This is a genomic window from Jatrophihabitans sp. (assembly GCF_036389215.1).
In the GTDB taxonomy this organism is placed as follows: domain Bacteria; phylum Actinomycetota; class Actinomycetes; order Mycobacteriales; family Jatrophihabitantaceae; genus Jatrophihabitans_A.
The window spans coordinates 1-23,941 of record NZ_DASVQG010000003.1 but is presented as its reverse complement, the minus strand read 5'-3'; the positions used below and the strand labels follow the sequence as shown (position 1 = coordinate 23,941).

Genomic DNA, 23,941 nt, shown 5'->3' with positions numbered 1-23,941 from the left:
CGGCGCCGCGACGCTGCGAGTGCTCGAGATCGGCGCCGGCACCGGCGCCGGGACCGCGTTCGCGCTCCAGTCGTGCGGTGACAGCCCGCTACCGGTGGAATACACCTACACCGACGTCTCTGCTGCCTTTCTGCGCCAGGGTCGCGACACCTTCGCCGAGGGACGCCCGTGGCTCACCTTCACGATGCTCGACATCGAGGTGGACCCGGTCGAGCAGGGCCTCTCGGCGCACTCCTACGACGTCGTCCTGGCGACCAATGTCCTGCACGCGACGGCTGATATCCGTACCACACTGAGCCACGTCAGGCAGCTGCTGCGCCCCGGCGGCCTGGTGCTGATCAACGAGGTGACCCGGGCAGACGCCTTCACCACCATCACCTTCGGGCTCACCCCGGGATGGTGGCGCTATCGCGACGCCGAGCTGCGGGAACCGCTCGCGCCGTTGCTGAGCCCGGCCAGCTGGCGAGCGGTGCTGAGCGAAGCCGGCTTCGATCAGGTTCGCGCGCTGGGCTATGACGCCGTGCCCGAGGCGGAGTGGACGCAGTGCGTGTTCACCGCCGCCGCCTGCCTGTCGCTGCCGGGCATCCCTCGCGATCGGCCGGCCGGCCGGAGCATCGAGGAGGCGGCAAGCACGCTGCCCTCACAGCCTGAACCGGTGATCGGGAGAGCCGTGGCGATCGAAACGGGCGCTCGCGACTACGTTCGCGAGGTGTTCGCCGAGGTGCTGCGGTTCGAGGCGGAACAGCTCGACGACGATGTGACCTTCGAGAACTTCGGGGTCGATTCACTGGTAAGCCTGAACATCCTGGCCAGGTTCGAGCAGGACCTCGGTCCGCTGCCGTCGACGTTGCTCTTCGAGCAACTGACCATCACGGCACTCGCCTCTCATCTGCTCGACAGCACCCGGCTGCCCGGATTGCTCACCGTGACCGAGCCGGCAGTCAGCCCGGCTCGGGTGGAAGGCAGCGGCGTGCTGGTCGAGGCGTCGGCGACCCGGTCGGCAGGTATCGGGGAGATCGCCGAGGATGCGGTGGCCGTCGTCGGGCTGAGCGGACGCTACCCCGGCGCACCCGACATCGACTCGTTGTGGAAGTTGCTGCGCTCGGGTGCCAGCGGTGTCACCGAGGTGCCGCCGCAACGATGGAACTGGCGTGATCACGTGGCGCCGGAAGGAAACTCCCAGGCTGGGCGCTGGGGAGGATTCATCGACGGCGTCGACCAGTTCGACCCGGCGTTCTTCGGCATCCTCGCACGCGAGGCCGCCGACATCGATCCCCAGGAGCGGCTGTTCCTGGAAGTCGCGTGGAACGTCCTGGAAGAGGCCGGCTACCTCGGCGAGACCACCCGGGTGGTGGACACCGGCGTGTTCGTCGGCACCATGTACGGCTCGTACGGCCAGCTGGCTGCCACCGGTTGGGCGGACGGCCAGCTCTCGGGTGCGACCTCGGCATACTGGTCGATCGCCAACCGGGTTTCCTACGCCCTGGACCTGCAAGGCCCCAGTTTCGCGGTGGATTCGGCGTGCTCGTCCTCGCTGCTCGCCGTGCACCTGGCCTGTGAGAGCATCCGCCGCGGCGACTGCACCATGGCGGTGGCCGGCGGTGTCAACGTCATCCTGCACCCGTCGCACATGGCGGCCCTTACGTCGTTGAACATGCTGGCCGCCGACGGCCGCTGCAAGAGCTTTGACGCCGCCGCGGACGGGTTCGTACCAGGTGAAGGTGTCGGCGCCGTCCTGCTCAAGCCGCTGGCCGCCGCGCTCGCCGACGGCGACCGGATCTGGGGAGTGATCCGGGGCGGGTCGATGAACGCCGGCGGCAAGACCGGCGGCTACACGGTGCCCAACCCGAACGCACAGGCCGAGCTGATCCGAGCCGCGTTGCGCCGCTCGGGCATCGACCCAGCCTCGATCGGCTACGTCGAGGCGCACGGCACCGGCACCCAGCTGGGTGATCCGATCGAGTTGCGCGCGCTGCAGGCCGCCCTCGGTCCAGACGCGCGGTGTGCGGTGGGCTCGGCCAAGGCCAACCTCGGACACCTCGAAGGCGCCGCCGGAATCGCGGGCCTGACCAGAGCGCTGTTGCAGTTGCGGTACCGAGAGATCGCACCGTGCGGGCAGCTGAGCACGGTCAACCCCAGGATCGGACTGGCCGAGGGCCACCTGGAGCTGCCTCGGCAGGTCATGCCGTGGCCGGCCATGGCCGGCACCCCGCGCCGGGCCGGTGTCAGCTCGTTCGGAGCCGGTGGCGCCAATGTGCATCTGATCCTGGAGGAGGCGCCGCCGACCCGGTCCGCGCCGGTGCCGACCTCCTCCGACGGAGAGGTCTTCCTGCTCTCGGCGCGAACCGCCGATCAGCTGCGCGACTACGCCGCTTCGGTCGCGGCGTTCACCGATCGGACGCCGGACACCCTGGCCGAACTCTGTTCCGCCAGCCAGATCGGAAGGCGGTTCCTGGCCCACCGCCTCGCCGTGCGCTGCCGCTCGGTCGCGGAACTGGGTGAGCGGCTGCGAGCGTACGCCGAGCGCCGCGATGCGGTGGGCGTGTTCGCCGGCCACGCCGAGCAGGTTGCCGCCGGCACCCGGTACGGCGATGGCCCACCCGCATCGATGGGCACCGACCCGGCGCAGGCCTGGGTGACCGGAGCGCGGGTCGACTGGGCGGCCCTGCGGCCTGGCCCGATGCCCGCTCGGGCGCCGTTTCCGACCTATCCCTTCCAGCGAAGCCGGCACTGGCTGGAAGTACCCGGCCCCGCCCGGCCCGGCCCGGCCGCCGAGCGGGCCGCCGCGCGGGCCGTCGCGCCGGTTGAGCAGCCGGCCGGCCTTCAGCCGGGGGATCTTCAGCTGGCGGATCTTCAGCTGGAAGCACCCGGCTGGCAGCCCGAAGCGATCGTGCCTGGCGGTGAGCCACCGCGGCTACTGCTGCTCCTCGGCACCGGCCCGCTCGATGCGGAGCTTCGCGAGGTGGCCCGTCAGCACCAGATCGCCGTTGTCGCCGAGTCACCGGCGGACGCCGGCGGCGAGGCGTGCGAGGACCTGGTGGGGCGACTGGCCGCCCGGGGTGGCGAGCCGGATGCCGTGATCGTCATCGGCGCACGGGGCCCGGAACTCACCGCATCCACGGTGCTGGACGAGTTCGAGCACGGCTTGCACCGGTGCATCCAGGTAACGACGGCCCTGCTCCGTCGCAACCCTGATACGCCGCTGCGGGTTCTGTACGGCTACCCGGCCGACTCCGGGCTTGCCGAGCCACAGCACGCCGCCGTGGCCGGCGCGCTGCGCAGCCTGTGCCAGGAGCACAGCGCCCTGTCGGCGGCCAGCGTCGGGCTCGACAGCCTCGATCCGGCAGCTGCCGCCGCGGCGATCCTGGCGGAGTTGCGGGCGGCGGCCCCGAACACTGCCGAGGTTCTGCGCGTCGGATCCGAACGCCTGGTCAAGAAGATGATCCCCGCCGAACTGGACGCTTGCGATGCCTACCGGCTACCGGCGGGGGCGAGCGTCCTGATAACCGGCGGCGCCGGTGCGGTAGGCCTGCTGGTAGCAGAGCATCTCGTCGCCACCGCGGAGCGGCCGGTCATCGTGCTCGCCGGACGCAGCCTGCCGGACGAGGCAGCGCTCGGCCGGATGGCCGCCATGCGGGCCACCGGGGCAGCGGTTCGCTTCGAGCGGACCGATGTCACCGATCCCGACCAGGTTCGCAACCTGATCCGCGGCTGCGGTGACCTGACCGGCCTGGTGCACGCAGCCGGGATCATCGCCGACGGGCGAGCCGTGCGAAAGACGGCTGCTCAGATGAACGCCGTGCTGGCACCCAAGGTCATCGGTGTGCTGGCACTCGACGAGGCAACTGCCGGGATGGCGTTGGACTTCTTCACCGTGTTCTCCTCCGTGGTGGCCGAAACCGGGAACATCGGCCAGTCCGACTATGCCGCAGCCGGGGCGTTCGTAGCCGGCTTCATCCTGCGGCGAGAGGCGCTGCGACGGGCAGGCCTGCGACATGGCCGCAGCACCGCACTCGAATGGCCGCTATGGCACGACGGTGGAATGCGGATGGATGAGGCCACCCGCCGGCGGCTGGCCTGGTCCGTCGGAATGGCTCCACTGCCGACCGAAGCCGCGCTGGCCGTCTTCGATCGGGCGATCTGCGGGCCGCACCCGGTGCTCGCAGCCTGGCAGCCGATCCACCGGCCTGGCGGGCAGCCGGCAGCGGTGCCAGTCGTTCCAGGCGGCCCGGCTGCCGGCGGCGCGGTCGCCGACCTGACGGCTGCAGTGCTCCGGCAACGCCTGCAGGCATTCGCGGCGGCGTTCCTGATGGTTGATCCGGTCGAGGTCTCGCTGACCGACGACCTGCTCGACACCGGGTTCGACTCGATCACCCTGACGGAGCTGATCAACGAGGTCAACGAGACCTACGGCCTCGACCTGCTGCCGACCGTTCTCTTCGAATGCGCCACCCTCGACCAGTTCGCCGACTACCTCCTGCGGCATTGGGCAGGCGCTGTCGCGCGGGTCGAGTCCGTCGAGGCGACCCGGCCGATGCGCCGCGCGGCCGACCCGGTCCAGCCGGCCGCTCCCGACCTGATCGAGGCGATCCAGCCGCCGGCCCGTGCAGCCCAGCCGGCCGAGCCGGCCGATCCGGACCCGGTCGAGCCGGTTGAGTCCGCCCAGTTCCCAGATCGGGATGCAGCCGCACTCGACCCAGCGGGTGGCGAGCTGATCGCCGTGGTCGGCCTGGCTGCGACCCTGCCGGGTTCAGCCGACGCCGGGGAGTTCTGGCGGCACCTGGTTGCCGGTGACGACCTCATCGGCACGGCGCCCGCCGACCGGCTGGAGCTGCACGCCGCCCCCGGCACCCGGTCGATCCGCGGGGGGTTCCTCGAGAACGTCGGCGCCTTCGACGCCGGCCATTTCAGGATCTCGGCTGCCGAGGCTGCCCTGATGGACCCCCAGCAACGGTTGTTCCTGCAGGCCGTCTGGCACGCGATCGAGGACAGCGGGCACCGTCCGGACGAGCTTGCCGGCACCGATACCGGGCTGTTCGTCGGTGTATCCACGACCGATTACGCTGACCTGCTGCGCGCGGCCGAGGTGCCGGTGGCAGCGCACACCGCGAGCGGGATCGCCCATTCGATACTGGCCAACCGGATCTCGCACCTGCTCGACCTGCGCGGCCCGAGCGAAGCCGTGGACACCGCCTGTTCGAGCTCGCTGGTAGCGATCCACCGCGCGGTCCAGGCCATTCGCTCCGGCGAGTGCCGCGTCGCGGTGGTCGGCGGCGTCAACGCCCTGCTGAGCCCGGGCCTCTTCGATGCCTTCGAGCAGTCCGGCATGTTGAGTTCCACCGCGGCGTGTCGCTCGTTCTCCGCCGCTGCGGACGGTTACGTCCGGGGCGAGGGTGCCGGCGCGATCGTGCTCAAGTCGCTGTCGGCGGCTCGCGAGGAGTCGGATCACATCTATGCGATCGTCCGGGCCAGCTCGGTCGGTCACGGCGGGCGCACCGCGTCGCTCACCTCACCGAGCCCGCGGTCTCAGGCGGACGTGCTGCTAGCGGCCTACCGCAGAGCTGGTGTCGATCCGCGAGCCGTGTCGGCTATCGAAGCGCATGGCACCGGCACCAAGCTCGGCGACCCGGTGGAGTTCGAAGGCCTGCGGATGGCCTTCGCCGAACTGGCCGCCGAGCGCGGTGTCGAGCTTCCGAACGGCCAGATCAGCCTGGGCACCGTGAAGTCCAACGTCGGCCATCTGGAGGCGGCGTCCGGCATTGCCGGGGTTCTGAAGATGCTGTTGGCACTGCGCCACGGCTACCTGCCCGCCACGTTGAACTCCCAACCCGTCAATCCGATGGTGCGCATCGCGGGTACCCCCTTCACCCTTGCCGATGCGGGCCATCCCTGGCAGGACGGTCCCGCTGGCATCCGGGTCTGTGGAGTGAGCTCGTTCGGCTTCGGCGGCACCAACGGCCATCTGGTGCTGGAATCCGCACCCGGCACGACGTTGCGGGAGACCGATCACCCGGGTGGCAGGCCGGCGCTGCTCGTGCTGTCGCACGATGATCCGCAGCTGCTGCGGCAGTGGGCCGGCGCGCTGGCCGAGCACCTGGAACGAGAGCGCGACTGCGACCTGGCCGGCCTGGCCTACACCCTGCAGGTGGGCCGTGCTCCGCGAGCACATCGCCTGGCGGCCCTGGTCGACAGCCGGGCCGAGGCACTCGCGGCACTGCGAGCGGCCAGTCGTGGCCATGCCGCTTCCGGGCTGTACACCAAGGAGAACATCGATGCCCAGACACGACGTCCTGCCGGCGCACCCGTCGAGTGGACGCTGCTGTCCGAGTGGTTGGGTGGCGCTGATGTCGACTGGGCGGCCGCCTGGTCCAGCGGGGTTCCCCAGCGGGTTGCGCTGCCGCCGCGGCCCTTCCGGTGCCGGTCACACTGGTTCGACAACCGCGAACCCGCGCCGATGACCTCGGCGCCGTCCGCGCCGAGTGCCGGGCGCCCGAGCCGGCCTGCGCGGGCCAAGCTGCAGTTGGTACCGGTGGGCATGGGCGCCGACCAGCCGCCGCTGGCTGCCGCGGGGTCGGGAGTTCGGCCCGATGGGATGCCCAGGCCGCAGCACGATCTGCGATCGGACGCGCCGGTTCAGGTCCCGGCAGCACAGCCAGCGGCGAGCCGGACGCTGACGAGCGTCACCGATGCGGTGCTGCGCATGGTGATCGAGGTGCTCGACCTCGACGCGACGGAGCCGGACTTCGGCCCCGAATCGCTGCTGAGCGAGTTGGGCCTGGACAGCATCTATCGGATGGAACTCGCCCGCCGGGTCAATCGCGCGTTCGATGTGGAGCTACGAGGCACCGACCTGTACGACTTCGACACCGTCGCCGGGCTGGTCGCCTGGGTGCTGAGAGCGGAGTCCACACCGCCGGCTCCGGTAGAACTGGCTGCGGCCGAACTGGCTGCGGCCGAATCGGCTCCGGCAGAACCGGCTGCGGCCGAATCGGCTCCGGCCGAACCGGCTCCCGCCGAGCTGGGCCAGCCGCCGGCCGGCAGTGACGCCATGAGCACTCTCGTCGACCTGTTCGAGCGCGAGCTGGGCCGACCCTTGGACCGGTCGACTACCTTCGCCGAGGGCGGCCTGACATCCTTCGACATGCTCCGGGTGATCAGCAGCCTGGAACGCCGCTGCGGAACATTGCCGAAAGCACTGCTGTTCGAGCATCCCACCATCGAGGCGCTCTACGCCGAACTCGAGAATCGGCTTGGCGCTGAGGTCGTCCGCCGTTGCCTCGATTCGCAGCCGGACCGGCCGGCCGCCTCGCCCCCCGCCCGGGCGGCTGGTGCACCGCACGGTGTCCGGGTGGTGCGCAAGCGGTCGATCAGGGCCGGTGACGTGGCAGCGGGCCAGCTGCAGGCGATCGACGCTCGATGGGCGAAAGAGGGTGGCCTTGCCGGCCGCGACATCGCACCGTTGGCCTTCATCGGCGCCGGCCACGAGGCGTACTTCAACTTCTCCCGTCGCGGTTCGGACATCTTCGCGTGGAGTTACGCGGGTTCGGCCGAGAACTTTCCGGTGCTGGCGGGTGAGTGGATCAGCTACGCGCAGGCTCATGGGCTCCGGCCGAATTTCTTGGCGATGGCACCGGTGAGCGAGGCTGGCGGCGTCCGGTTGACCGCTACTCCCTTCGGTGCCGTGCAACGCCTCACCGACCTCGCCGGTTTCACCGTTCAGGGCACGAAGATGCAGCGTTTACGCAGCCATCTCAACCATTTCGAACGCAGCGGGCCATGCCGCACCGAGGAGTACCGGCCGGGTTCTGACCCCGGCATCGATGCCGACATCGTGAGCATGATCGATCGCTGGTCTGCTCAGAAGCAGATGGTCAACCCGTACGTGGCGGTCGTGCGAGCCGAGCTGAGCGCCGGGCAACTGGCCGAGCGGCACCGGATGTTCCTGACCCGATCCGGTGATGTCCTTACCAGCGTCGTCATCATCACCAGGATTCCCTCCGAACCGGGCTGGTTGCTCGACCTGGAGTTCTACCCGGCCGAGGCACCGCGCGGTGGCCTGGAATTCGCCATCGTGTCGATCCTGAACACCCTGCAGCATGAAGGGTGTGAGCTCTTCAGCTTCGGCGCCAGCTTCGGCGTGCGGGTGTGCAGCTCGCCGAACCCCGCTCCAGAGATCGAGCAGGGACTTCAGGAGCTGGACGCCGCAGGCATCTTCGGGGCGGGCAACTTCACGTTCAAGAACAAGTTCCGGCCGGTCAACGAGCCGCTCTACCTGTGCCAGCCAGCTGATCAGCCGCGTACGGCGCTTGCCGACATCATCCTGATGATCGCCGATCCGGATACCCGAGCGGATGCACCAGGTCTGGCGGATACCGGCCAGCCGGAGCCGGTGAGCCCGGCACCGCCGACCGGCAGCGACCGCGAAGCGGTCCTGCGCACGGGTGCTTACAACCCGCTGGCGTTGGATCGCGACCAGGTCGAGGTCGACCTGCTCACCGACTCCTGGGCCGAGCTCGACACTGCCGCCAGCAGGCAGGAGCGCCGGCGGCTGCGCCAGCTGGTCGACGAGGGTGCCTTCCGCGGGCTGGCCGAGGTGCCGTCCTGGCTGCCGTTCGACACCCTGGAGTACCTGCCTACCGGCAGAGCGGCCGAGGCGCTGTTGCTCAAGGCATGGCCTGGCACCCGTGGTGTCGTGCTGCACAACGGGCTGTTTCCCACCTGGCTGGCATCGCTGGCAGATGCTGGCTTCACCTCGTGCCGCACGGTGACGGAGGCCGACCGGCGACCACGCGGTACGCAGCTCTTCCAGGGCGATCTCGACCTCCGGTCCCTTGCCGGGTTGCTGAGCCGGACCAACGGTGGCGCGTCGTTCGTCGCCATCGAGCTCGGTGGCAATGCCGGTGGCGGGTACCCGATCTCACTGTCGAACCTGCAGGCCGTTCGCGCGAGTGCTGATCGGCATGGCGTGCCAGTCGTGTTGGACGCCACCAGGATCGTCGAGAACGCGGTGCTGATCTGCGAGCACGACCCGCAGGGCCGCGGCCGCCCGGTGGCCGAGATCGTCACAGAGCTGCTGTCCTTGGCAACCGCCGCCACCATGAGCCTGTCGAAGGACTTCGGGCTCGACGGCGGCGGCCTGCTGATGAGCCGGCTTCCGGCGTTGCGCGACAACCTGGGCCTGCACCGGCTGGCGCGCGGGCAGGAGACCTCGTTGGACACCCGCCGGCTCGGCAGCGTTGCCATCGCCGATCTCGGGCCGGTCGAGGCCCGGGTACGGCAGCGGGTGACCGCGGTTGCCGAGCTGTGGCGGCGACTTTCCGATGCCGGCCTGCCGGTCGTGGTTCCGGCCGCCGCGCACTGCGTGCTGCTCGACGCCGGGGGGGTCGAGGCGCTGGACGGAACCGCTGAGCCGGTTGCGTCGTTGCTGGCGTGGCTCTTCCTGGCGGCGGGCGTGCGAGGGGCGCCGCACCTGGACAACCTGGCCGAGGGCCGGGACCCCGACGCCTACCTCCGGCTCGCGGTTCCGGTCGGCATGACGGTGCAGGACGCCGGCCGGGTGGGAGACCAGATCGCGTCGGCCTGGCGGCGTGGCCTGCCGATCCCTGATCTGGTCGAGGTTCTTGGCGAGCATCGATCAGGACCGGTGACTGCTCGCTACCATCCGGCCGCGGATCTTCCTGACGACATCAGCGCCGCCATGCGGGAGCGTTACCGTCCTGACAACGACAACGCTGCGGTGCTCGCCACCAGTGATGTCGAGGTACGCCGAACGGTGCTGACGGTGGCTGACTCCCCGGTGGAGGTCTTCACCGCTGGGCAGGGTCGGCCGGTGCTGCTCATGCATCCGTTCAACATCGGTGCGGGGGTCTTCGTCCGGCAGTTCCCGGCGCTGGCCGAGCGGTACCAGCTCATCAGCATCCACCACCCTGGCGTCGGAGCCACCCGGTACAAGCGCGACCTGACGCTGACCGGCCTGGCGGCGCTGGCGGCCGAGGTGCTCGACGCGCTCGGTGTGACCGAGCCGGTGCAGGTCCTCGGGTCCTCGTTCGGCGGCCTGGTGGCCCAGACCTTCGCGGTGCAGCATCGCAACCGCTGTGCCTCGCTGGTGCTGGTCGGCAGCTCCTACAAGGCCGGCAACCGCCGCGGCGAGCTCAACCGGCTTTCGGTCGTCGCCGCCGAGGACTTCGACCGGGTGATGGCGCACCCGGACGGCGCGGCGGTAGACCGCGGCACGCTGGAACCATTGCTGCTGCGGTGCGAGAGCATGGATCCGCAGATCGGGCTGAGCTATCTCGACGTCTTCGCCGACGAACCGACGCTTCTGCAACGGCTGCCGGAGATCGGGGTTCCGACGCTGATCGTGCACGGTGGTTGCGACACCGTCATCTCGCCCAAGACGGCTCACCTGCTCTTCGGCGCGATCCCGGACGCTCGCCACGCCGAGATTCCGGGCGCAGGCCACTTTCCCTGCCTCACCCATCCCGACCAGGTGCATCAACTGCTGCTGCCGTTCCTGCGGGAGCACGAGCCGCAGGGGTCGGTGAGTAACCGATGACCACGACCCGGGATGCCCGCTCGGCGACCGGGCGTACCTACAGCCGGATCGAGACGGTGTGGCCCGGCATGTGTGGCACCAGCGCCCTGTTCGCCGGCCGGCTCGGCGACTGGACCTGGCAGGCAGTCGCGCAAGCGTGCCAGGTGGACGTGCTGCGCGCCGCCGATCCCGCCGGCCAGCCGACCTACCTGTCCTTCTGTTACTTCCGGATGCGGGGAGACGGTGACTTCCACCCGTTGACGCCCACCTTCGGTGACCAGTTGCACGTCGACACCAGGGTATTCGCCGCCGGTGCGGAATCCGTGCTGACGGTGCACCGGCTCGGGCTGTCGGCTGCCGGGCCGGACGCCGCCGGCCTCGACGACGAGGACTTCGTCCGGCCGGTGGCCGGAGCCCTGCTGGTGGAGAACTACAACCGGTGGGTGAGCAGGCGCCACAGGTCATCCAACGTCGGCCTCCAGCGGTGCTCACCGGTGGGCTTCGGAGCCACTGGGCTGACCGGGGCACCGGAGTCGGTGTCACCCCGCCTGGCGTGCCAGCTGGCCCGAGCGCGGTTGAGCTTTCACGACCGGAACCTGACCGGCAGCTCGGCTGGTGCCCGAATCAGCCTGCGCTACCGGGTGGATCCGTCCCGGGACCTCAACGGCGTGGGGCTGCTCTACTTCGCCTCCTACTTCTCGATGATCGATCAGGCGTTGCTGAGGCTGTACCGCCGTGAGGGCCGGCCGGACTCGGAGTTCGGCAACAGGGTGGTCCTCGACCATCGACTGTGCTACCTGGGAAACACCGATGCGGGCTGCGAGATAGACATCGATGCCCAGCGGTGGCCGGTTCCCGGACGTACCGACCGGAGCACGGTCGACGTGGTGCTGCGTGACGCCGCCGCGGATCGGGTGCTGGCGGTGTGCACAGTGGAACTGGCCGAGCCGGTTCCTGGTGGCCTGACGCCGGAGCCGGCACGGTGACCGCGCCGGCTCGGGCCGCGGTCGAGGCCACCGTGTGGCAGGTGGTCGGCTCGATCCTGCCCGCAGTTCCGAGGGAGCAGATCCGGGGCGACAAGCACCCCAGGGAGCTGGGGGCAGACTCGGTGGACCGGGTCGAGATCGTGATGACGCTGCTGGATCAGCTCCGCATCGACCGGCCGCTGTCGGACTTCAACGACCTGCGCGACCTCGATCACCTGGTCACGGTGTTGCTCGCCTCAGAGAGGAACTGACCGATGCCGTACGGGATAGAAGCGCTCAACGTCTACGCCGGACTCGCCTGCATCTCGGTACCGGCCATGTTCGCCGGCCGCGGACTCGACCAGGACCGCATCCCCAACATCGCCATGTCGCAGCGCTCGGTCGGGCTGCCGTTCGAGGATCCGGTGACCAACGCGGTCAACGCCGCGCGCCCGCTACTGGACCGCCTCGACGAGCAGGCCCGGGGCGCTGTCGAAGTGCTGATCACCTCGACCGAATCGGGACTGGACCTGAGCAAGTCGGTGGCGTCCTACGTGCACGAGTACCTGGGACTGAGCCGCAACTGCCGGTTGCTGGAGGTGAAGCAGGCATGCTACGGAGCTACCTGCGCGCTGCAACTGGCGGCCGGCTTCCTGGCCCAGTCCGCGACACCCGGCGCGAAGGCATTGGTCATCGCCACCGACGTGGCTCTGGTGGACGAGCGGGCCGGTTATGCCGAGAGCGCCACCGGGCACGGTGCATCGGCCTTGCTGATCGGTGACGAGCCCACCGTGCTGGCTCTGGACGGCGGCGCGTACGGCTGTTACAGCTACGATGTACTGGATTCCGCCCGTCCGACGCCGGAGTTCGACATCGCCGACGGTGACCGGTCGCTGTTCGCCTACCTGGATTGCCTGGCCGGCAGTTTCGCCGACTACCAGGACCGCGTCGACAATGCTGACATCCTTTCCAGTTTCCAGCATCTCGCGCTGCACACGCCATTCGGCGGGCTGGTGCGGGCGGCCCACCGGATGCTGCTGCGCCCCTTCGGATTATCCGCACCGCAGGTCGAGTCCGACTTCGCCCGCCGGGTGGCGCCCTCGCTGGTCTACCCCGCTCTGACCGGCAACCTGTGTTCCGGTTCGCTCTACCTGGCGCTGGCAAGCGTGCTGGAGAACTCCGCCGATCTCGACGGGAGCGCTTCGCAGCGGATCGGGCTCTTCTCCTACGGGTCGGGCTGCTCGTCGGAGTTCTTCAGCGGCATCATCGACTCGCGGTCGGTCGCGGCGGTCAGGTCCATGGGCATCGGAGATCAGCTTGCCAGCCGCCGTGAGCTCGACTTCGCGCAGTACCTCGACCTGCTCCCGCACTCGTTGAAGGCACTGGTGCCCAGGCAGCACGCGGAGGTCGAACTCGGCCGTTGGTCGGAGTACCTCGATGCCGATCGCTCGCTGCTCGTGCACACCCGCACCAAGGACTATCACCGTGCCTACGAATGGCACGGGCCACTCGGCTCTCCGTGAGCGGGGCAGCACGGGCGTTCCGCGCCATCATCAGAACGTGACAGCAGAAGGGGTTCGACCATGGAGGACGCAGTGATGGCAGCCATTCGCCGCAGCGTGCTCGACATCTTTCCCGATCTCGATCCCGCGCTGGTGACCGAGGATCGGTCGCTGCAGGAACTCGGCTGCAACAGTGTCGATCGCGTCGACGTGGTGGCGATGACGATGGAAGACCTCGGAGTCAGCGTGGCCGCCTCGGATTTCCGCGGCGTCCGGAACATCGGCGCGCTGGCCACGCTGTTGCGCCGGCATGCATGACGGTGGTGGTTGTCACCGGAACCGGCGTCGTGTGTTCGATCGCCGCGGATCTCGTCGAGTTCGCCACTGCGCTGCGTGCCGGTAACTGCGGGATCAACTCCCGGCCTGACATGGTGTCCGATCCGATGCGGCCCTGGTTGGCGGCGGATCTGCCCGAGTGGAATTTCGCTCGGCGACTGACCGAGTCCGCCTCGTCGTCAGCACTCCACCCTGCCGTGCCGGAGATTGCCAGGCGTGCGGCTGGCCGGGCACCGGTCGGGGTTCAGATGTCTGTTGTCGTCGCGATGCAGGCGTGGGCGCAGGCGCGGTTGGCTGTGCATCCCGTCGATCCCGAGCGGGTGGCGGTCATCGTCGCCGGGCACAACCTGAACGGCAGCTCGGCGGCGATCGCCGCCGAGCGCCATGCCCGCAGCCCCGTGCACCTGTCACCTCGATACGCCCTGCAGTTCATGGACACCGACCACGTCGCAACCGTGAGCGAGGTGCTCGGCGTCCGGGGCGAGGGCTGCACCGTGGGCGGTGCGTCGGCCAGCGGCAACGTGGCGATCGTCCATGCCTGCCGGATGATCGCTGCTGACGCGGCCGATGCCTGCCTCGTGATCGGGGCGATGTCGGACCTGTCGGCGGCGGAGCGGCAGGCGTTCTACAACCTCGGTGTGATGGCCGGTGCCGTGTCGCGGTCTGACCCGCTGCGCCGGTGCCGGCCGTTCGACGTCAAGCGCGAGGGCTTCGTGCCAGGCGCCGGTGCTGCGTGCCTGGTGCTCGAATCAGCGGCATCGGCGGCGCGGCGCGGTGTGGAGGCGCTGGCCCGGATAGCCGGCTCGGCGATCGGCCTGGACGGCAACAGCCTGGCTGACCCCACGGTTGCGGGGGAGGTGTCAGTGATGCGACGAGCGTTGGCACGCGCCCGGCTCCGGCCGGGGCAGGTCGATTACGTCAACGCGCACGCAACGGCGTCCGTGCTGGGCGACGTGGTCGAACTTGCCGCGCTGGACGAGGTGTTCGGCGCCGACGGCCGTCCCTGGCTGAACTCCACGAAAGGGCTGACGGGGCACTGTCTGAGTGCGGCCGGCCTTGTCGAGGCCGTGGCCACCGTGGTGCAGCTGCGCGAGGGCTTCGTGCATCCCAACCGCAACCTGGAGGAACCGCTGGCCAGCCGCTGCCGGCTCACCGGTAGCAGCGCCGTGCCGGCTCGGCTGCGAGTCGCCGTGTCCAACGGATTCGGTTTCGGCGGCTTCAACTCCAGCGTGGTCTTCACGGATGCGGCATGACCCGCAACGGCAGAACCGCAGCGACGGCAGCGACCGGAATGGATGGCGCCGGGTATCAGGTGAGCGCCGCGCCGTCCTGGTTCAGCGGAAGCCGAGCCAGGACTTCCTGCGAGTTGCAGGTGTTCTGCTTCGCCCACGCCGGCGGCGGCGGAGCGACCTACTGGCCCTGGCGCCGGGCTCTGGCCCCGGCTTTCGAGGTGTGCCCGGTGGTGTTGCCCGGGCGGGAGTCGCGTAGCCGGGAGCCTGCGTTCAGCAGGCTCGAGCAATTCCTCGAGCCGCTGTGCGAGGCGCTCGTCGAGCGGATCGACCGGCCGTTCGCGCTGTTCGGACACAGCCTGGGCACCTTGCTGGCCTATGAGGCCGCCCGCCGGTTGACCGCGCGCGCACTGCCACCGCTGGCGCTGGTGGTGTCGGGACGGCGCGGTCCCTGGATCGACAGCACCCGCCGGCGATTCAGCGGCCTTGCCGACGCGGACTTTCTCGCCGCCGTGACGAAGCTCGGGGGGATGCCACCGGAGATCCTCGGCTCGTCGGAGTTGCTGGCCGCCCTGCTGCCGACCCTCCGGGCCGACTTCGAGATCAGCGAGAACTACCACCCGCAACCTGGCCCCGCTCTGAGCTGCCCGATCATCGCCTACACCGGCGCGGACGACCCGGAGGTCAACCGGATCGAGCTGATGGGCTGGGAGGAGGAGACCTCGGGAGAGTTCAGCGTCCGGGTGTTCAGCGGCAGCCACTTCTACCTCAGGGGTGGCCGCCCGGACGTGCTCTCGGCGCTGCGGGCCGATCTGCGCCGGTTGCTGCCCGGCTGATCCGCCCGCCTCACTTGCGGAATTCGCCGTCGGTCGCGTGCGGTAGAACGGTGATGCTGCGCGGCCGCTCGGCGAGCAGGCACTGTGCGGCCAGTGCGGCACGGACCTCACGCTCGACCCGAGTGCAGTCCTGGTTGGCGCGCACCGTCAGGTCGAACTGGTGGTCACCGTCGACCAGCAGGACCGAGGTGCTGGAGCCGACCACGCCGGGCACCTGCTGCACTACCGCCCGGATCGCGCTGAGGCTCACCTTCTCGCCACGGATCACCACGAAGTCGCTCAGCCGTCCGAGGAAGCGCAGGTAGCCGCTGTCGTCCATGCGAAACCGGTCACCGGTTGCGAGCACCCCGGGCGCCACCACGCTGCGCCGGGCTGAGCCGCCGATCTTGTCGGTGGCGATGGTGTCGGACTCGACCATGAGTTCGCCGGTCCCGTCCGATCGGACATCGCTGAGGCGGACGGAGGTATCCGGCAGCGCCGTTCCGACCGAGTCGAGCCGGCAACCGGGTTCGGCGTGCGCGGCCAGGGTGGCCACCCGTGGTCCTGCCTCGGTCAGCCCATAGGTCAGGTACAGCTCGCGGCCGGGGTTCAGGGCGAGCAGCGCACGCACCTGCTCGGGTGGAAGCTGGTCGCCGCCGACGGTGATCATGCGAGCCGTTGCCCCCAGCGCCCGGCCGTGGGCCAGCAGCATCCGGGCGGCGGTAGGCGTCACGGAACACGAGGTGACCGCGTGGGTGGTGACAGCGGACAGGTAGGAGGGCGCGATGAAGGGTGGCCCGACGATGACGAGTCGGGCGCCGGTGGCCAGCGCCGCGTAGGCCTGCGCGACGAGGGCGAAGGAGTAGAAGAGCGGCAGGCTGACCAGCATCGTGTCCCGCGCGTGCAGCCCCACCGCGCCGGCGTGCCGGCTGGCATTGCGCAGCAGCGAACCCCAGTGCTGGACACACGCGCTGGCCAGTCCCGACGTGCCTGAGGTGGGCATCAACACCGAGCCCGGCGGATAGCACCGGCCGGCCCCGAGCCGGACCGCCCGGTACGGGCCGACCGGGCCGGCGTCGGTCCCGCCGAGTTGGCCGGTGGGCGGGCGCGCGGCGATCAGCAGGGCGGCCCCGGTCGCCTGGGCGATGTCGTACAGCCGGCCCGAGCGGGACACCGCTGGAACGGCAAGCGGCGTCAGCCCGCAGAGCAGCGCGGCAAAGTGCAGGCTGAGCAGGTTGCGGCTGCTGCTGACCGCCAGGACGACGGCAGAGCCGGTGCGCAGGCCCAGCGAGCGCATCGCCGAGATCGCCTCGTCCAGCTCGATGAGCTGGGACGCGGGCAGTCCGGTGGCGTCATCGCAGCGATCCAGCAGCGAGAGCACCGACTCCAGTTGCGGGGCTTCCGCCGTCGGAGGGAGCACGGCGCTCACGCGGCCTGCTCCGAATGAAGGACGCAGCGCAGCCGATGGGCATCGGCGGACAGCTCGTGCTCCACCACCAGCACCCCGGTCGCGGCACCGTCGCGAAGCCACGCACGCGCCATCATGGCCGCAACCGGCAGGCCGGCCGCCGGCGCCATCGTCAGCAGCAGGGCCGGTCCCCGCAACCCGGAACGTATGCAGGCCAGCCCGGCCACCACCCCGGGGTTGGCACCGGCGAAGCGGATCGGCGAAACGCGGCCGGCGCGAGCGGTCACCGCGAGCCGGCCCATGGTCTCCGCGGTCGCGATCTCGCTCACCACCACCAGGCCGGTATGTTCGGGATCGGCCGCCCGGACGGTGGCCAGCTGGGCCTGCACCACCTCAGCGACCAGCCAGCCGACCGGGTCGGCGAACATCGACGGCCTGTCGTGCAGGTGGCCGGCTACCGCGGGCCGTTGCACGGTGAGCTCTGTCACCCGCGACTGCGCCGCGGTGCCCTTGGTGTGCCCAGCCGGCTCAGGCAGCGACATGGTCATCCCGCACGGCGAAGATCAGGCAGGTGTTGAAGCCGCCGAAGCCGATGGTCACACTGGCCCCGACACCGCCGACACCGCTGGTGTGACGGGCGCCCGTCAGCGCGACCGGCAAGGTCAGGGCTGGCAACGGATGGCGCAGGCCGGCCACCGGAGGTATCTGGCCGGTTCGCAGTGCGAGGATGGTGCAGACCGCTTCGATCGCTCCGGCTGCGCCGAGGCTGTGGCCCAGGGCGCCCTTGGTCGCGAAGAGCAGCGGACCATGCTCGGGAAACAGGGTGTTCAGGCTCCGGCACTCGACGTCATCATTGAGCACGGTCCCGGTGCCGTGGGCGCTGAGAAGGTCGATGTCACCGGCGTCGAGGGCAGCTGCCCGCAGCGCACGGCTGACGGCGAGCACGACGCTGTGACCGGATTTCTCAGGTGCCGTCAGGGTGAACGCGTCGTTGGCGGCGCCACCGCCGCACAGTACGGCCAGCGCCTGCCCGCCTCGGGCTCGCAGCGAGCCAGCAGACTCCAGCACCAGCAGCGCTCCGCCCTCGCCGGGGAGCATGCCGTCGTGGCCGACGTCGAAGGCGCGCAGCTCGGTCGGGCTCAGGGTGCCGAGTGCGGAGTGCCCGAGCCGCTTGGCGCTGCTCACGACGTCGACACCGCCCGCGACGCAGATCGTCGCCGGGTCGCTGCGCACCAGTTCGGCACCGACCAGAATCGCGTCGGAGCCGGCCGAACAGGCGGTGCTGAGGCTCACCGGAGGATGTGCCACGCCGGCCGCCGCCGCGGCGCGCACCGCCCACTCGGCGAGGGAGACCGCGGGCTCGTCCAGATTCGATCCGTAGCTGGTACCGAGCACGACACGAACGCGACCGTCATCGATGCTGAGATTACCGGCCAGGCAGGCGCGGCACAGCAGGTCGACCGCGAGCTCGTGCTGCCTGCTGGCCACCGGCCGGCTCAGGTCAGCGCCCGGAAGGCAGCCGGCGGCGTGGTTGCGAAGCTCGAACTCCCCTCGATGATCGCGCAGTCCGGTCCTTCCGGCCAGCAGCTGCTGCCAGGTGCCGTCGAGACCGTTGCCGAGCGGGGTCGCCCAGGCCATTGCGCTGACGCAGACCTCGCTGTCCGACGCCGCGGGCACGACCATCTCGTTCAGGCCGGCGTGGCCGCGGAAAGCCTGGTCGTGATCAGCCGCTCCACCAGGTCGGCTACCTGGCCCACCGTGCCGAAGTTCTCCGGAGCGAAGTCCGCCTCGGAGATCTCGATGCCGAACCTGGCCTCGCACTGCACTCTCAGCTCGACGAAGCCGACAGAGTCCAGGCCCAGAACGTCACGCAGGCCGTCCTGCGGCTGAATCTCCTCGGCCGGTATCTCTACGAAGACGTCGTCGATCAGGATGGCCTTCACGGCCTCGAGCACGCTCATGCACGATCCTTTCGATAGGTGCGACCTGACAGTGATCAGGCAGATGCGCTGACCCCGCTGAGGTGCTTCTCGACGAACCAGGCGACTTCCGGGGTGCGCATCAACTCGAAGTGGGGGACGTCGAACCAGGTGATCGGCCCGACCAGATCGGCCCACTGCTCCGGTGGCGCCAGGAAGAGGCCGAAGCCCGGCGAGTTGGAATTGGCGGTGGGTGCGCTGCGCCAGTGCTGCCGGGGATCCAGCGACATCGCACCGGCGAGCCAGTGCAGGTACCCGTTCACCAGGTCGGCGAAGCGCTGCGCGGCGGCGTCGCTGTTACCGCCCGCGCGAAGTGCCGGGCACAGTCGCTGTCGGAACAGCTCTCCGAGCTCGGCCGCAAGGGCCAGCGGCGCCGACCCCTCCCGGTCCCGGCCGAGAACCTCGGCCACCTCAGCCCGTTCGAGCTCGGTCATCTGGGGCTCGAGCCGCCTGGTCCAGCCGGCGATGTGATCGTTGAGCATGGAGGGGACCGGAATGCCCGGATCCAGCAGTATCAGGTTCGGCGCCTGCTGCCAGCCAGTGATGACGGCAGCCAACTCGGCGGCGTAGACGCTGCCGCCGCAGAATCCGACGACGGAACTAACCCGACGGCCGCTCGCCCGGATGTCAGCGGCCCACCTGGCCACCTGGTCGGCGCCGGTCATGCCGGCTTCGTCGCCGTAGCGAACCGGAGCGATCTCCCAGATGTTCTGATCGACCTGCACCATCGCGGTCAGGTCGTGGAATGTGGCTGCCGTGCGGCCGGTGGCAGCGAAGTCGGCAGTGATGATGAGTTCGTCGGCCTCGGCTTCCCGCAGCACCAGGCAGGCCTCAGGTAGCGCCATCAGGGCTCCTCTCGAATCGGGCCCGTGGCGTCGTGGCACGGTGGGGGATCGACCACAGCATCGCGGAGTTCACCGCGACGGCGCTGTGCAGTATTGAGCGCCTCACCGCGGCCGGTTTCGTACCATGGCAGCCATGACCGAATACGTTGCGCTGTTGCGCGGAATCAATGTGGGCGGCAAGGCCAAGCTCCCGATGGCGCAACTGCGGGAAGCGCTGACTGCCGAGGGTTTCACCGACGTTCGTACCTTGCTGCAGAGCGGAAACGTGGTCCTGGACGCAGCGCGGACCACGCCGGAAAAGTTGGAGATCCGGCTGGAGAAGCTCATCAAGGACCGGTTCGGACTGAACGTGTCGTGCCTGGTACGCACCGGCAGCGAGCTGCGTGACGCGCTGGCGGTGAACCCGCTGGCTGAGCTGGCCGATGATGGTTCGAAGATGATGGTGATCTTCCTGGACGCCGAGCCGGACCCCGCGCTGCTGGCCGAACACGACCCGGTTGCGCTGGACCCTGAGCGCATCGTGCGCAGGGGACGGGTGATCTACCAGTGGTGCCCGAACGGCATCCTCGAAGCTCCGCCGGTGCCCGCCTTCGTCGAGCGCAAGCTGAAGGTCAAGGCGACGGCGCGGAACTGGAACACCGTGACGAAGCTGCAGGCGATGCTGACAGGCTGACGGTGCTGCCGCCCCGCGGCACCGCCGGGCTGCCTCAGACCCCGTCGTAGGCGAGGGTGGCACTGGCACTCGGCGCGTCAGAAACCGACTCGTAGCCTCCGCTGCCGGTCAGCCCGGCCAGGTCGCCGGTGCCGGTTCCCGGTAGCACGCTCCAGCTGACCTTGGCGGTGCTCTCCTCGAAGGTTCCCTGCAGTGCCAGCACGAAAGTACCGGTCCTGCCGTCCAGGGTGCCGCTGAAGGTCTGCGTCCCGACGAACCGGGCGGCACCGTCCGCGGTATACACCAGCACCCAGCAGGCCAGCCCGGTTCCCTGCCACTGACCGCTGAATTCCGAGCGGGACGTGGCGCGGGTCAGCGAGGTGCCGCTGTCGAGGGTGTCGACCGGCGCCTCCTCCCAGTCGGACACGGTCAGGGCGCTGGTAGCGGTGTGGGACACGAGTTCTCCCCGGTTTCTCTTGACGTCCTCGATGCGGATCGGTACCCGTACTGAGCGTTCGTGCCACGCATGAGCGGCGCTGCTCCAAAGTGAGCAGACCACCGTGACCCGCGAGGCCAAGAGTGTGGTTGCGAGCAGTGAACCACCTGATCAGCGAGAGGACTACCGTGACCGAGACTCAGGCAGCGCCGCAGCTACACCCCGTGTTCGCCAAGCAGATCGACTGCTTGATGCGTCAGGACTTCGACGCACTGCTGGAAACCTTCCATCCTGAGATCGTGTCCCTGCGCTTCCAGGGCCCGGTATACGGCCGCGAAGGCGCCCGGGACCTGCTCAACCAGTACGAGGGCCTCGACATGGAGTTCGTCGGTATCGAGGAGTACGCGCACTGCGACGACATGATCATGACCCGGACGACACTGCGGGTGAAGGGTGAAGAGATCGTCGCGGTCGGCAGTTACGTCATCCGCGACGGCATGATCTGGCGCCAGTTCGGTTGCGACGAGGGCGGCGTGCGCGACTGGTGGGCCTAGTGGTCGCTGATTCCGCGATTCGGGTAGACCCCGCAACCGAAGCGTTCCTGGCCGAGGTAATGCCTGCCATCGTGGGGACCCGGCGGCAGTCGGGGGCGGTGAAGCTGACTCCGGTGTGGTACGAGTACCGCGCTGAGCGCTTCTGGCTCAACGGCTGGCGTGGTGCCCGCTGGCTGGATCAGCTGCTGTCCCAGGGCGGCGCCTCGCTGCTGTTCATCGATCCGAAGGACATGCATCGAGTCGTGCACGTCGAGGCGGAGCTGGCCTCGGCCACGACCGAAGGGGCAAGCCTTGCGCTGGACCGGCTGTCGCAGCGCTACCTGGGGCGCAACTACCGTGCCGCGGTTCCTCGGACCAGGGTCATCGTCGAGCTGGACCCGACGGAGATCCGCAGCACGATCGGTTGACCTGAGAGACTTCGATCTAGGGAGACTTCGTGGTGCAGGGCGATCCGGCACTCGAGGCTCGTCCGCGCTCGCCGGCTGCGCGTCGTGCCTCGGTGGCGGCGGTCTTCGATCGGGTAGCAGCGGAGTATGACCAGCTGTCGGTCGCATGGTTCTCCCCGATGGCGCGGGAACTGGTGCGGCTGCTGGAACCGATGCCCGGCGAACGCGCGATCGACATCGGCTGTGGCCGGGGCGCGGTGATGTTCGAACTGGCCGCCGCGCTCGGCGCAGGCGGCCGGGTTCAGGGAATCGACCTGTCGCAGAAGATGATCGAGCACGCACGCCGCGATCCACGCAATGGCCAGGCAGGCAGCGCGCCGATAGAGCTGCAGGTGATGGACGCGGCCACGCCAACCCTTCCCGAGGCGTGCCTCGACCTTGCGACGGCGTCGTTCGTGCTGTTCTTCCTACCCGCCCCGGTGCCGGCGTTGCGCGCCTGGCGCCGGTTGCTCGCACCGGGTGGCCGGCTGGGCGTCACGACGTTCGCCGCCCACCGCGGTGGGTGGCTGTCCGCGGCGCTGGCGCCCTACCTGCCACCGGGCCGGGCCGACGGCGCGCAGCTTCCGAGCCCGTTCGACTCCGATGCAGGGGTGGAAGGCCTGCTCAGCACCGCCGGGTTCGGCAGGATACGCACCGTCACGATCGAGTTGGCCCTGGAGTTCAACGGCGTGGCCCAGTGGTACGCCTGGTCCTTGTCGCACGGCCAGCGGGCTGTCTGGGAACGCATCGCCGAGGCTGACCGGCCGCGTGCGGTGGCGAGCGCGGCCGATGAGCTGCAACGGTGGCGCCGCTGCGACGGGACGATCGCGCTGACGGAGAGGGTTCGCTGCACGATCGGTCACCGGCCCATGACGACCTAGCGACCTGCCCGCGATCGCCTGCTGGCAGTCAGCTGCCACGGCACCTGGCTGCCATGTACGGAATCTGTAAGTACGACCCGTCCCACAGTAGAACTTGACACAAAACATTCATCGTTCCGTAGTCGTCGCCCGGCCGACAACGTACTTCCGCTGGTCTAGTTGTGTTCGTAGCTGTGCCACCCGAGGAGCCACTATGTTGTTATCTCGCCTTGCCGTCCTGGCACAGTACGGCACCGATACCGCCATGCCGGGCTGTTGGCCGTGACGTCGCTCATCGAGCCCGCCGCAGCATCGGGAAACCTGCTGCGACTGATGAGCGATATCCCCGGCTCCACCGTGGTAACCCTGGATCGCAAGCAGATCGTGTACGGCTGCCTCGACCGCGCCTCCGGCGTTTACCTGGTGGAACGGGGGCATGTGAAGGTCGTCGCGCCATCACGCGAAGGCAGGGAGTGCCTGCTGGGTATCTACAGCACCGGGGACCTGGTCGGCGAGCTGTGCCTGAACGGCGAAACTCGTGGCGAGACGGTGACCACCATGACGAAGGCGGTGCTCAGGCGCTTCTCACGGGCGCGGTTGATGTCCGCGCTGGACGACGCCAGCGTGCGGGAGGAATTCGTTCGCTACCTGGTTCACCGGCTGGTCGAGCAGCAGCAGATGATCACTCACTTCGTCACCGCGGACAGCGAGTACCGGCTCGCCGCGGTCCTGCTGCATGTCACCCGCAAGATGGGCCGCCGCAGTGGCCCGCTGTTGATCCTGGATGCGCGGATCACCCAGGAGGAGCTCTCCGGAATGGTAGGCACGACCAGGTCGCGAGTAGGCCTTTTCCTCAAGCATTTCATTGATTCGGGCATGGTGTTGCGCAGCCAGGACGGGGTGCTGGCCGTTCACGAGCAACGCCTCGAGGCGTTCATGGCGATGTCCTGAAGAGAACGGCGCAGCCCGGTCGGTCAGCAGCGCGGATCGTGCCATGAGCGGCGATGCCGGTCGGTCGGCAGCCTGAACGGCCGGTGCGGAGCCGAGTTCCACAGCAAGCCCCGCGCCGGCCGTCCTGGGCTGATCAGGCCGATTCAGACCTCATCTGACCGAGCATGCCCGCCGCGTGCGGGATGAGCACCTCGTCGTGGAACGTTCCGTCGACGAACATCGTGGAGAACGAATCGTCACGGAACGCGTCATCGGTGGCGCCCAGCTCGATCAGGGCCAGGTAGTCTGCCAGGCTGTTCAGGTGGATCAGCCAGTGGAGCCGGTCCTGGATACCGAACTGCTCTTCGTACAGGAACACCGTGGCAACACCTCGTTGCTGGGTATTCGTGTACTCAGCGATCTGACGAGCGAAGTCCCGGCCCTTCGACCGGAACTCATGTTTGAGCTGAC

General features: G+C 69.3%; 19 protein-coding genes. 12 read left to right on the top strand and 7 right to left on the bottom strand.

From position 1 onward, the window contains the following. The first annotated feature begins 19 nt into the window (after positions 1 to 19). From VF542_RS00125 to VF542_RS00095, 7 genes are all read left to right on the top strand, one after another. Positions 20 to 10,555, top strand: coding sequence for an alpha/beta fold hydrolase (locus VF542_RS00125; RefSeq protein ID WP_408649678.1), 10,536 nt, complete (start codon positions 20 to 22; stop codon positions 10,553 to 10,555). Further along, on the top strand, positions 10,552 to 11,520 hold the full coding sequence (locus VF542_RS00120; RefSeq protein ID WP_408649677.1) for an LnmK family bifunctional acyltransferase/decarboxylase: 969 nt from the start codon (positions 10,552 to 10,554) through the stop codon (positions 11,518 to 11,520). Before VF542_RS00125 ends, VF542_RS00120 begins: the two co-directional genes overlap by 4 nt. Beyond that, the gene (locus VF542_RS00115; protein WP_408649676.1) at positions 11,517 to 11,771 is read left to right on the top strand and encodes a phosphopantetheine-binding protein; all 255 of its coding nucleotides are present in this window, start codon (positions 11,517 to 11,519) and stop codon (positions 11,769 to 11,771) included. The genes VF542_RS00120 and VF542_RS00115 overlap by 4 nt, the downstream gene beginning before the upstream one ends. A 3-nt stretch (positions 11,772 to 11,774) precedes the next feature. Then, the gene (locus VF542_RS00110; protein WP_408649675.1) at positions 11,775 to 13,022 is read left to right on the top strand and encodes a hydroxymethylglutaryl-CoA synthase family protein; all 1,248 of its coding nucleotides are present in this window, start codon (positions 11,775 to 11,777) and stop codon (positions 13,020 to 13,022) included. Positions 13,023 to 13,097: 75 nt separating this feature from the next. Further along, the gene (locus tag VF542_RS00105; RefSeq protein WP_408649674.1) at positions 13,098 to 13,319 is read left to right on the top strand and encodes a phosphopantetheine-binding protein; all 222 of its coding nucleotides are present in this window, start codon (positions 13,098 to 13,100) and stop codon (positions 13,317 to 13,319) included. Beyond that, entirely contained in the window at positions 13,316 to 14,590 is a 1,275-nt protein-coding gene (locus VF542_RS00100; RefSeq protein WP_408649673.1) for a beta-ketoacyl synthase N-terminal-like domain-containing protein, read from the top strand. Before VF542_RS00105 ends, VF542_RS00100 begins: the two co-directional genes overlap by 4 nt. Next, entirely contained in the window at positions 14,587 to 15,402 is an 816-nt protein-coding gene (locus tag VF542_RS00095; protein ID WP_408649672.1) for a thioesterase II family protein, read from the top strand. The genes VF542_RS00100 and VF542_RS00095 overlap by 4 nt, the downstream gene beginning before the upstream one ends. A 10-nt stretch (positions 15,403 to 15,412) precedes the next feature. Here the strand turns inward: VF542_RS00095 and VF542_RS00090 are convergent, their stop codons facing one another. From VF542_RS00090 to VF542_RS00070, 5 genes are read right to left on the bottom strand one after another with little or no spacing between them, the layout of a single operon-like run. After that, positions 15,413 to 16,810 (bottom strand): class I adenylate-forming enzyme family protein, encoded by a 1,398-nt coding sequence (locus VF542_RS00090; RefSeq protein WP_408649671.1) that lies wholly within the window; start codon positions 16,808 to 16,810, stop codon positions 15,413 to 15,415. After that, positions 16,807 to 17,331 carry a beta-ketoacyl synthase N-terminal-like domain-containing protein gene (locus VF542_RS00085; RefSeq protein ID WP_408649670.1) on the bottom strand — a complete coding sequence of 175 codons (525 nt, stop codon included), beginning with the start codon at positions 17,329 to 17,331 and terminating at the stop codon, positions 16,807 to 16,809. Before VF542_RS00085 ends, VF542_RS00090 begins: the two co-directional genes overlap by 4 nt. Continuing rightward, positions 17,318 to 18,466 (bottom strand): beta-ketoacyl synthase N-terminal-like domain-containing protein, encoded by a 1,149-nt coding sequence (locus tag VF542_RS00080; RefSeq protein WP_408649669.1) that lies wholly within the window; start codon positions 18,464 to 18,466, stop codon positions 17,318 to 17,320. The genes VF542_RS00085 and VF542_RS00080 overlap by 14 nt, the downstream gene beginning before the upstream one ends. An 11-nt stretch (positions 18,467 to 18,477) precedes the next feature. Next, positions 18,478 to 18,750 carry an acyl carrier protein gene (locus VF542_RS00075; protein WP_408649668.1) on the bottom strand — a complete coding sequence of 91 codons (273 nt, stop codon included), beginning with the start codon at positions 18,748 to 18,750 and terminating at the stop codon, positions 18,478 to 18,480. A 35-nt stretch (positions 18,751 to 18,785) separates the two neighbouring features. Beyond that, positions 18,786 to 19,613 (bottom strand): hypothetical protein, encoded by an 828-nt coding sequence (locus VF542_RS00070; protein WP_408649667.1) that lies wholly within the window; start codon positions 19,611 to 19,613, stop codon positions 18,786 to 18,788. A gap of 133 nt (positions 19,614 to 19,746) precedes the next feature. Here VF542_RS00070 and VF542_RS00065 point away from each other — a divergent pair, with 133 nt between their 5' ends. Further along, positions 19,747 to 20,286 carry a DUF1697 domain-containing protein gene (locus VF542_RS00065; protein WP_408649666.1) on the top strand — a complete coding sequence of 180 codons (540 nt, stop codon included), beginning with the start codon at positions 19,747 to 19,749 and terminating at the stop codon, positions 20,284 to 20,286. A gap of 34 nt (positions 20,287 to 20,320) precedes the next feature. On the opposite strand, the gene VF542_RS00060 is transcribed toward VF542_RS00065, so the two are convergent. Further along, on the bottom strand, positions 20,321 to 20,722 hold the full coding sequence (locus VF542_RS00060) for a DUF3224 domain-containing protein (RefSeq protein WP_408649665.1): 402 nt from the start codon (positions 20,720 to 20,722) through the stop codon (positions 20,321 to 20,323). A 167-nt stretch (positions 20,723 to 20,889) separates the two neighbouring features. On the opposite strand from VF542_RS00060, the gene VF542_RS00055 reads away from it, so the two are divergent. The 4 genes from VF542_RS00055 (at position 20,890) to VF542_RS00040 (ending at position 23,491) form a co-directional block, all read left to right on the top strand. Then, complete coding sequence (locus VF542_RS00055; protein WP_408649664.1) at positions 20,890 to 21,255, top strand: nuclear transport factor 2 family protein; 366 nt, start codon at positions 20,890 to 20,892, stop codon at positions 21,253 to 21,255. Then, complete coding sequence (locus VF542_RS00050) at positions 21,246 to 21,662, top strand: pyridoxamine 5'-phosphate oxidase family protein (RefSeq protein WP_408649663.1); 417 nt, start codon at positions 21,246 to 21,248, stop codon at positions 21,660 to 21,662. The genes VF542_RS00055 and VF542_RS00050 overlap by 10 nt, the downstream gene beginning before the upstream one ends. A 29-nt stretch (positions 21,663 to 21,691) precedes the next feature. After that, complete coding sequence (locus VF542_RS00045; protein ID WP_408649662.1) at positions 21,692 to 22,561, top strand: class I SAM-dependent methyltransferase; 870 nt, start codon at positions 21,692 to 21,694, stop codon at positions 22,559 to 22,561. A 261-nt stretch (positions 22,562 to 22,822) separates the two neighbouring features. After that, positions 22,823 to 23,491, top strand: a complete 669-nt coding sequence (locus VF542_RS00040) for a Crp/Fnr family transcriptional regulator (RefSeq protein WP_408649661.1) — start codon at positions 22,823 to 22,825, stop codon at positions 23,489 to 23,491. Positions 23,492 to 23,624: 133 nt separating this feature from the next. Here VF542_RS00040 and VF542_RS00035 read toward each other — a convergent pair. Beyond that, the coding region (locus VF542_RS00035) for a DUF6039 family protein (protein WP_408649660.1) at positions 23,625 to 23,941 on the bottom strand (317 nt) is incomplete at its 5' end.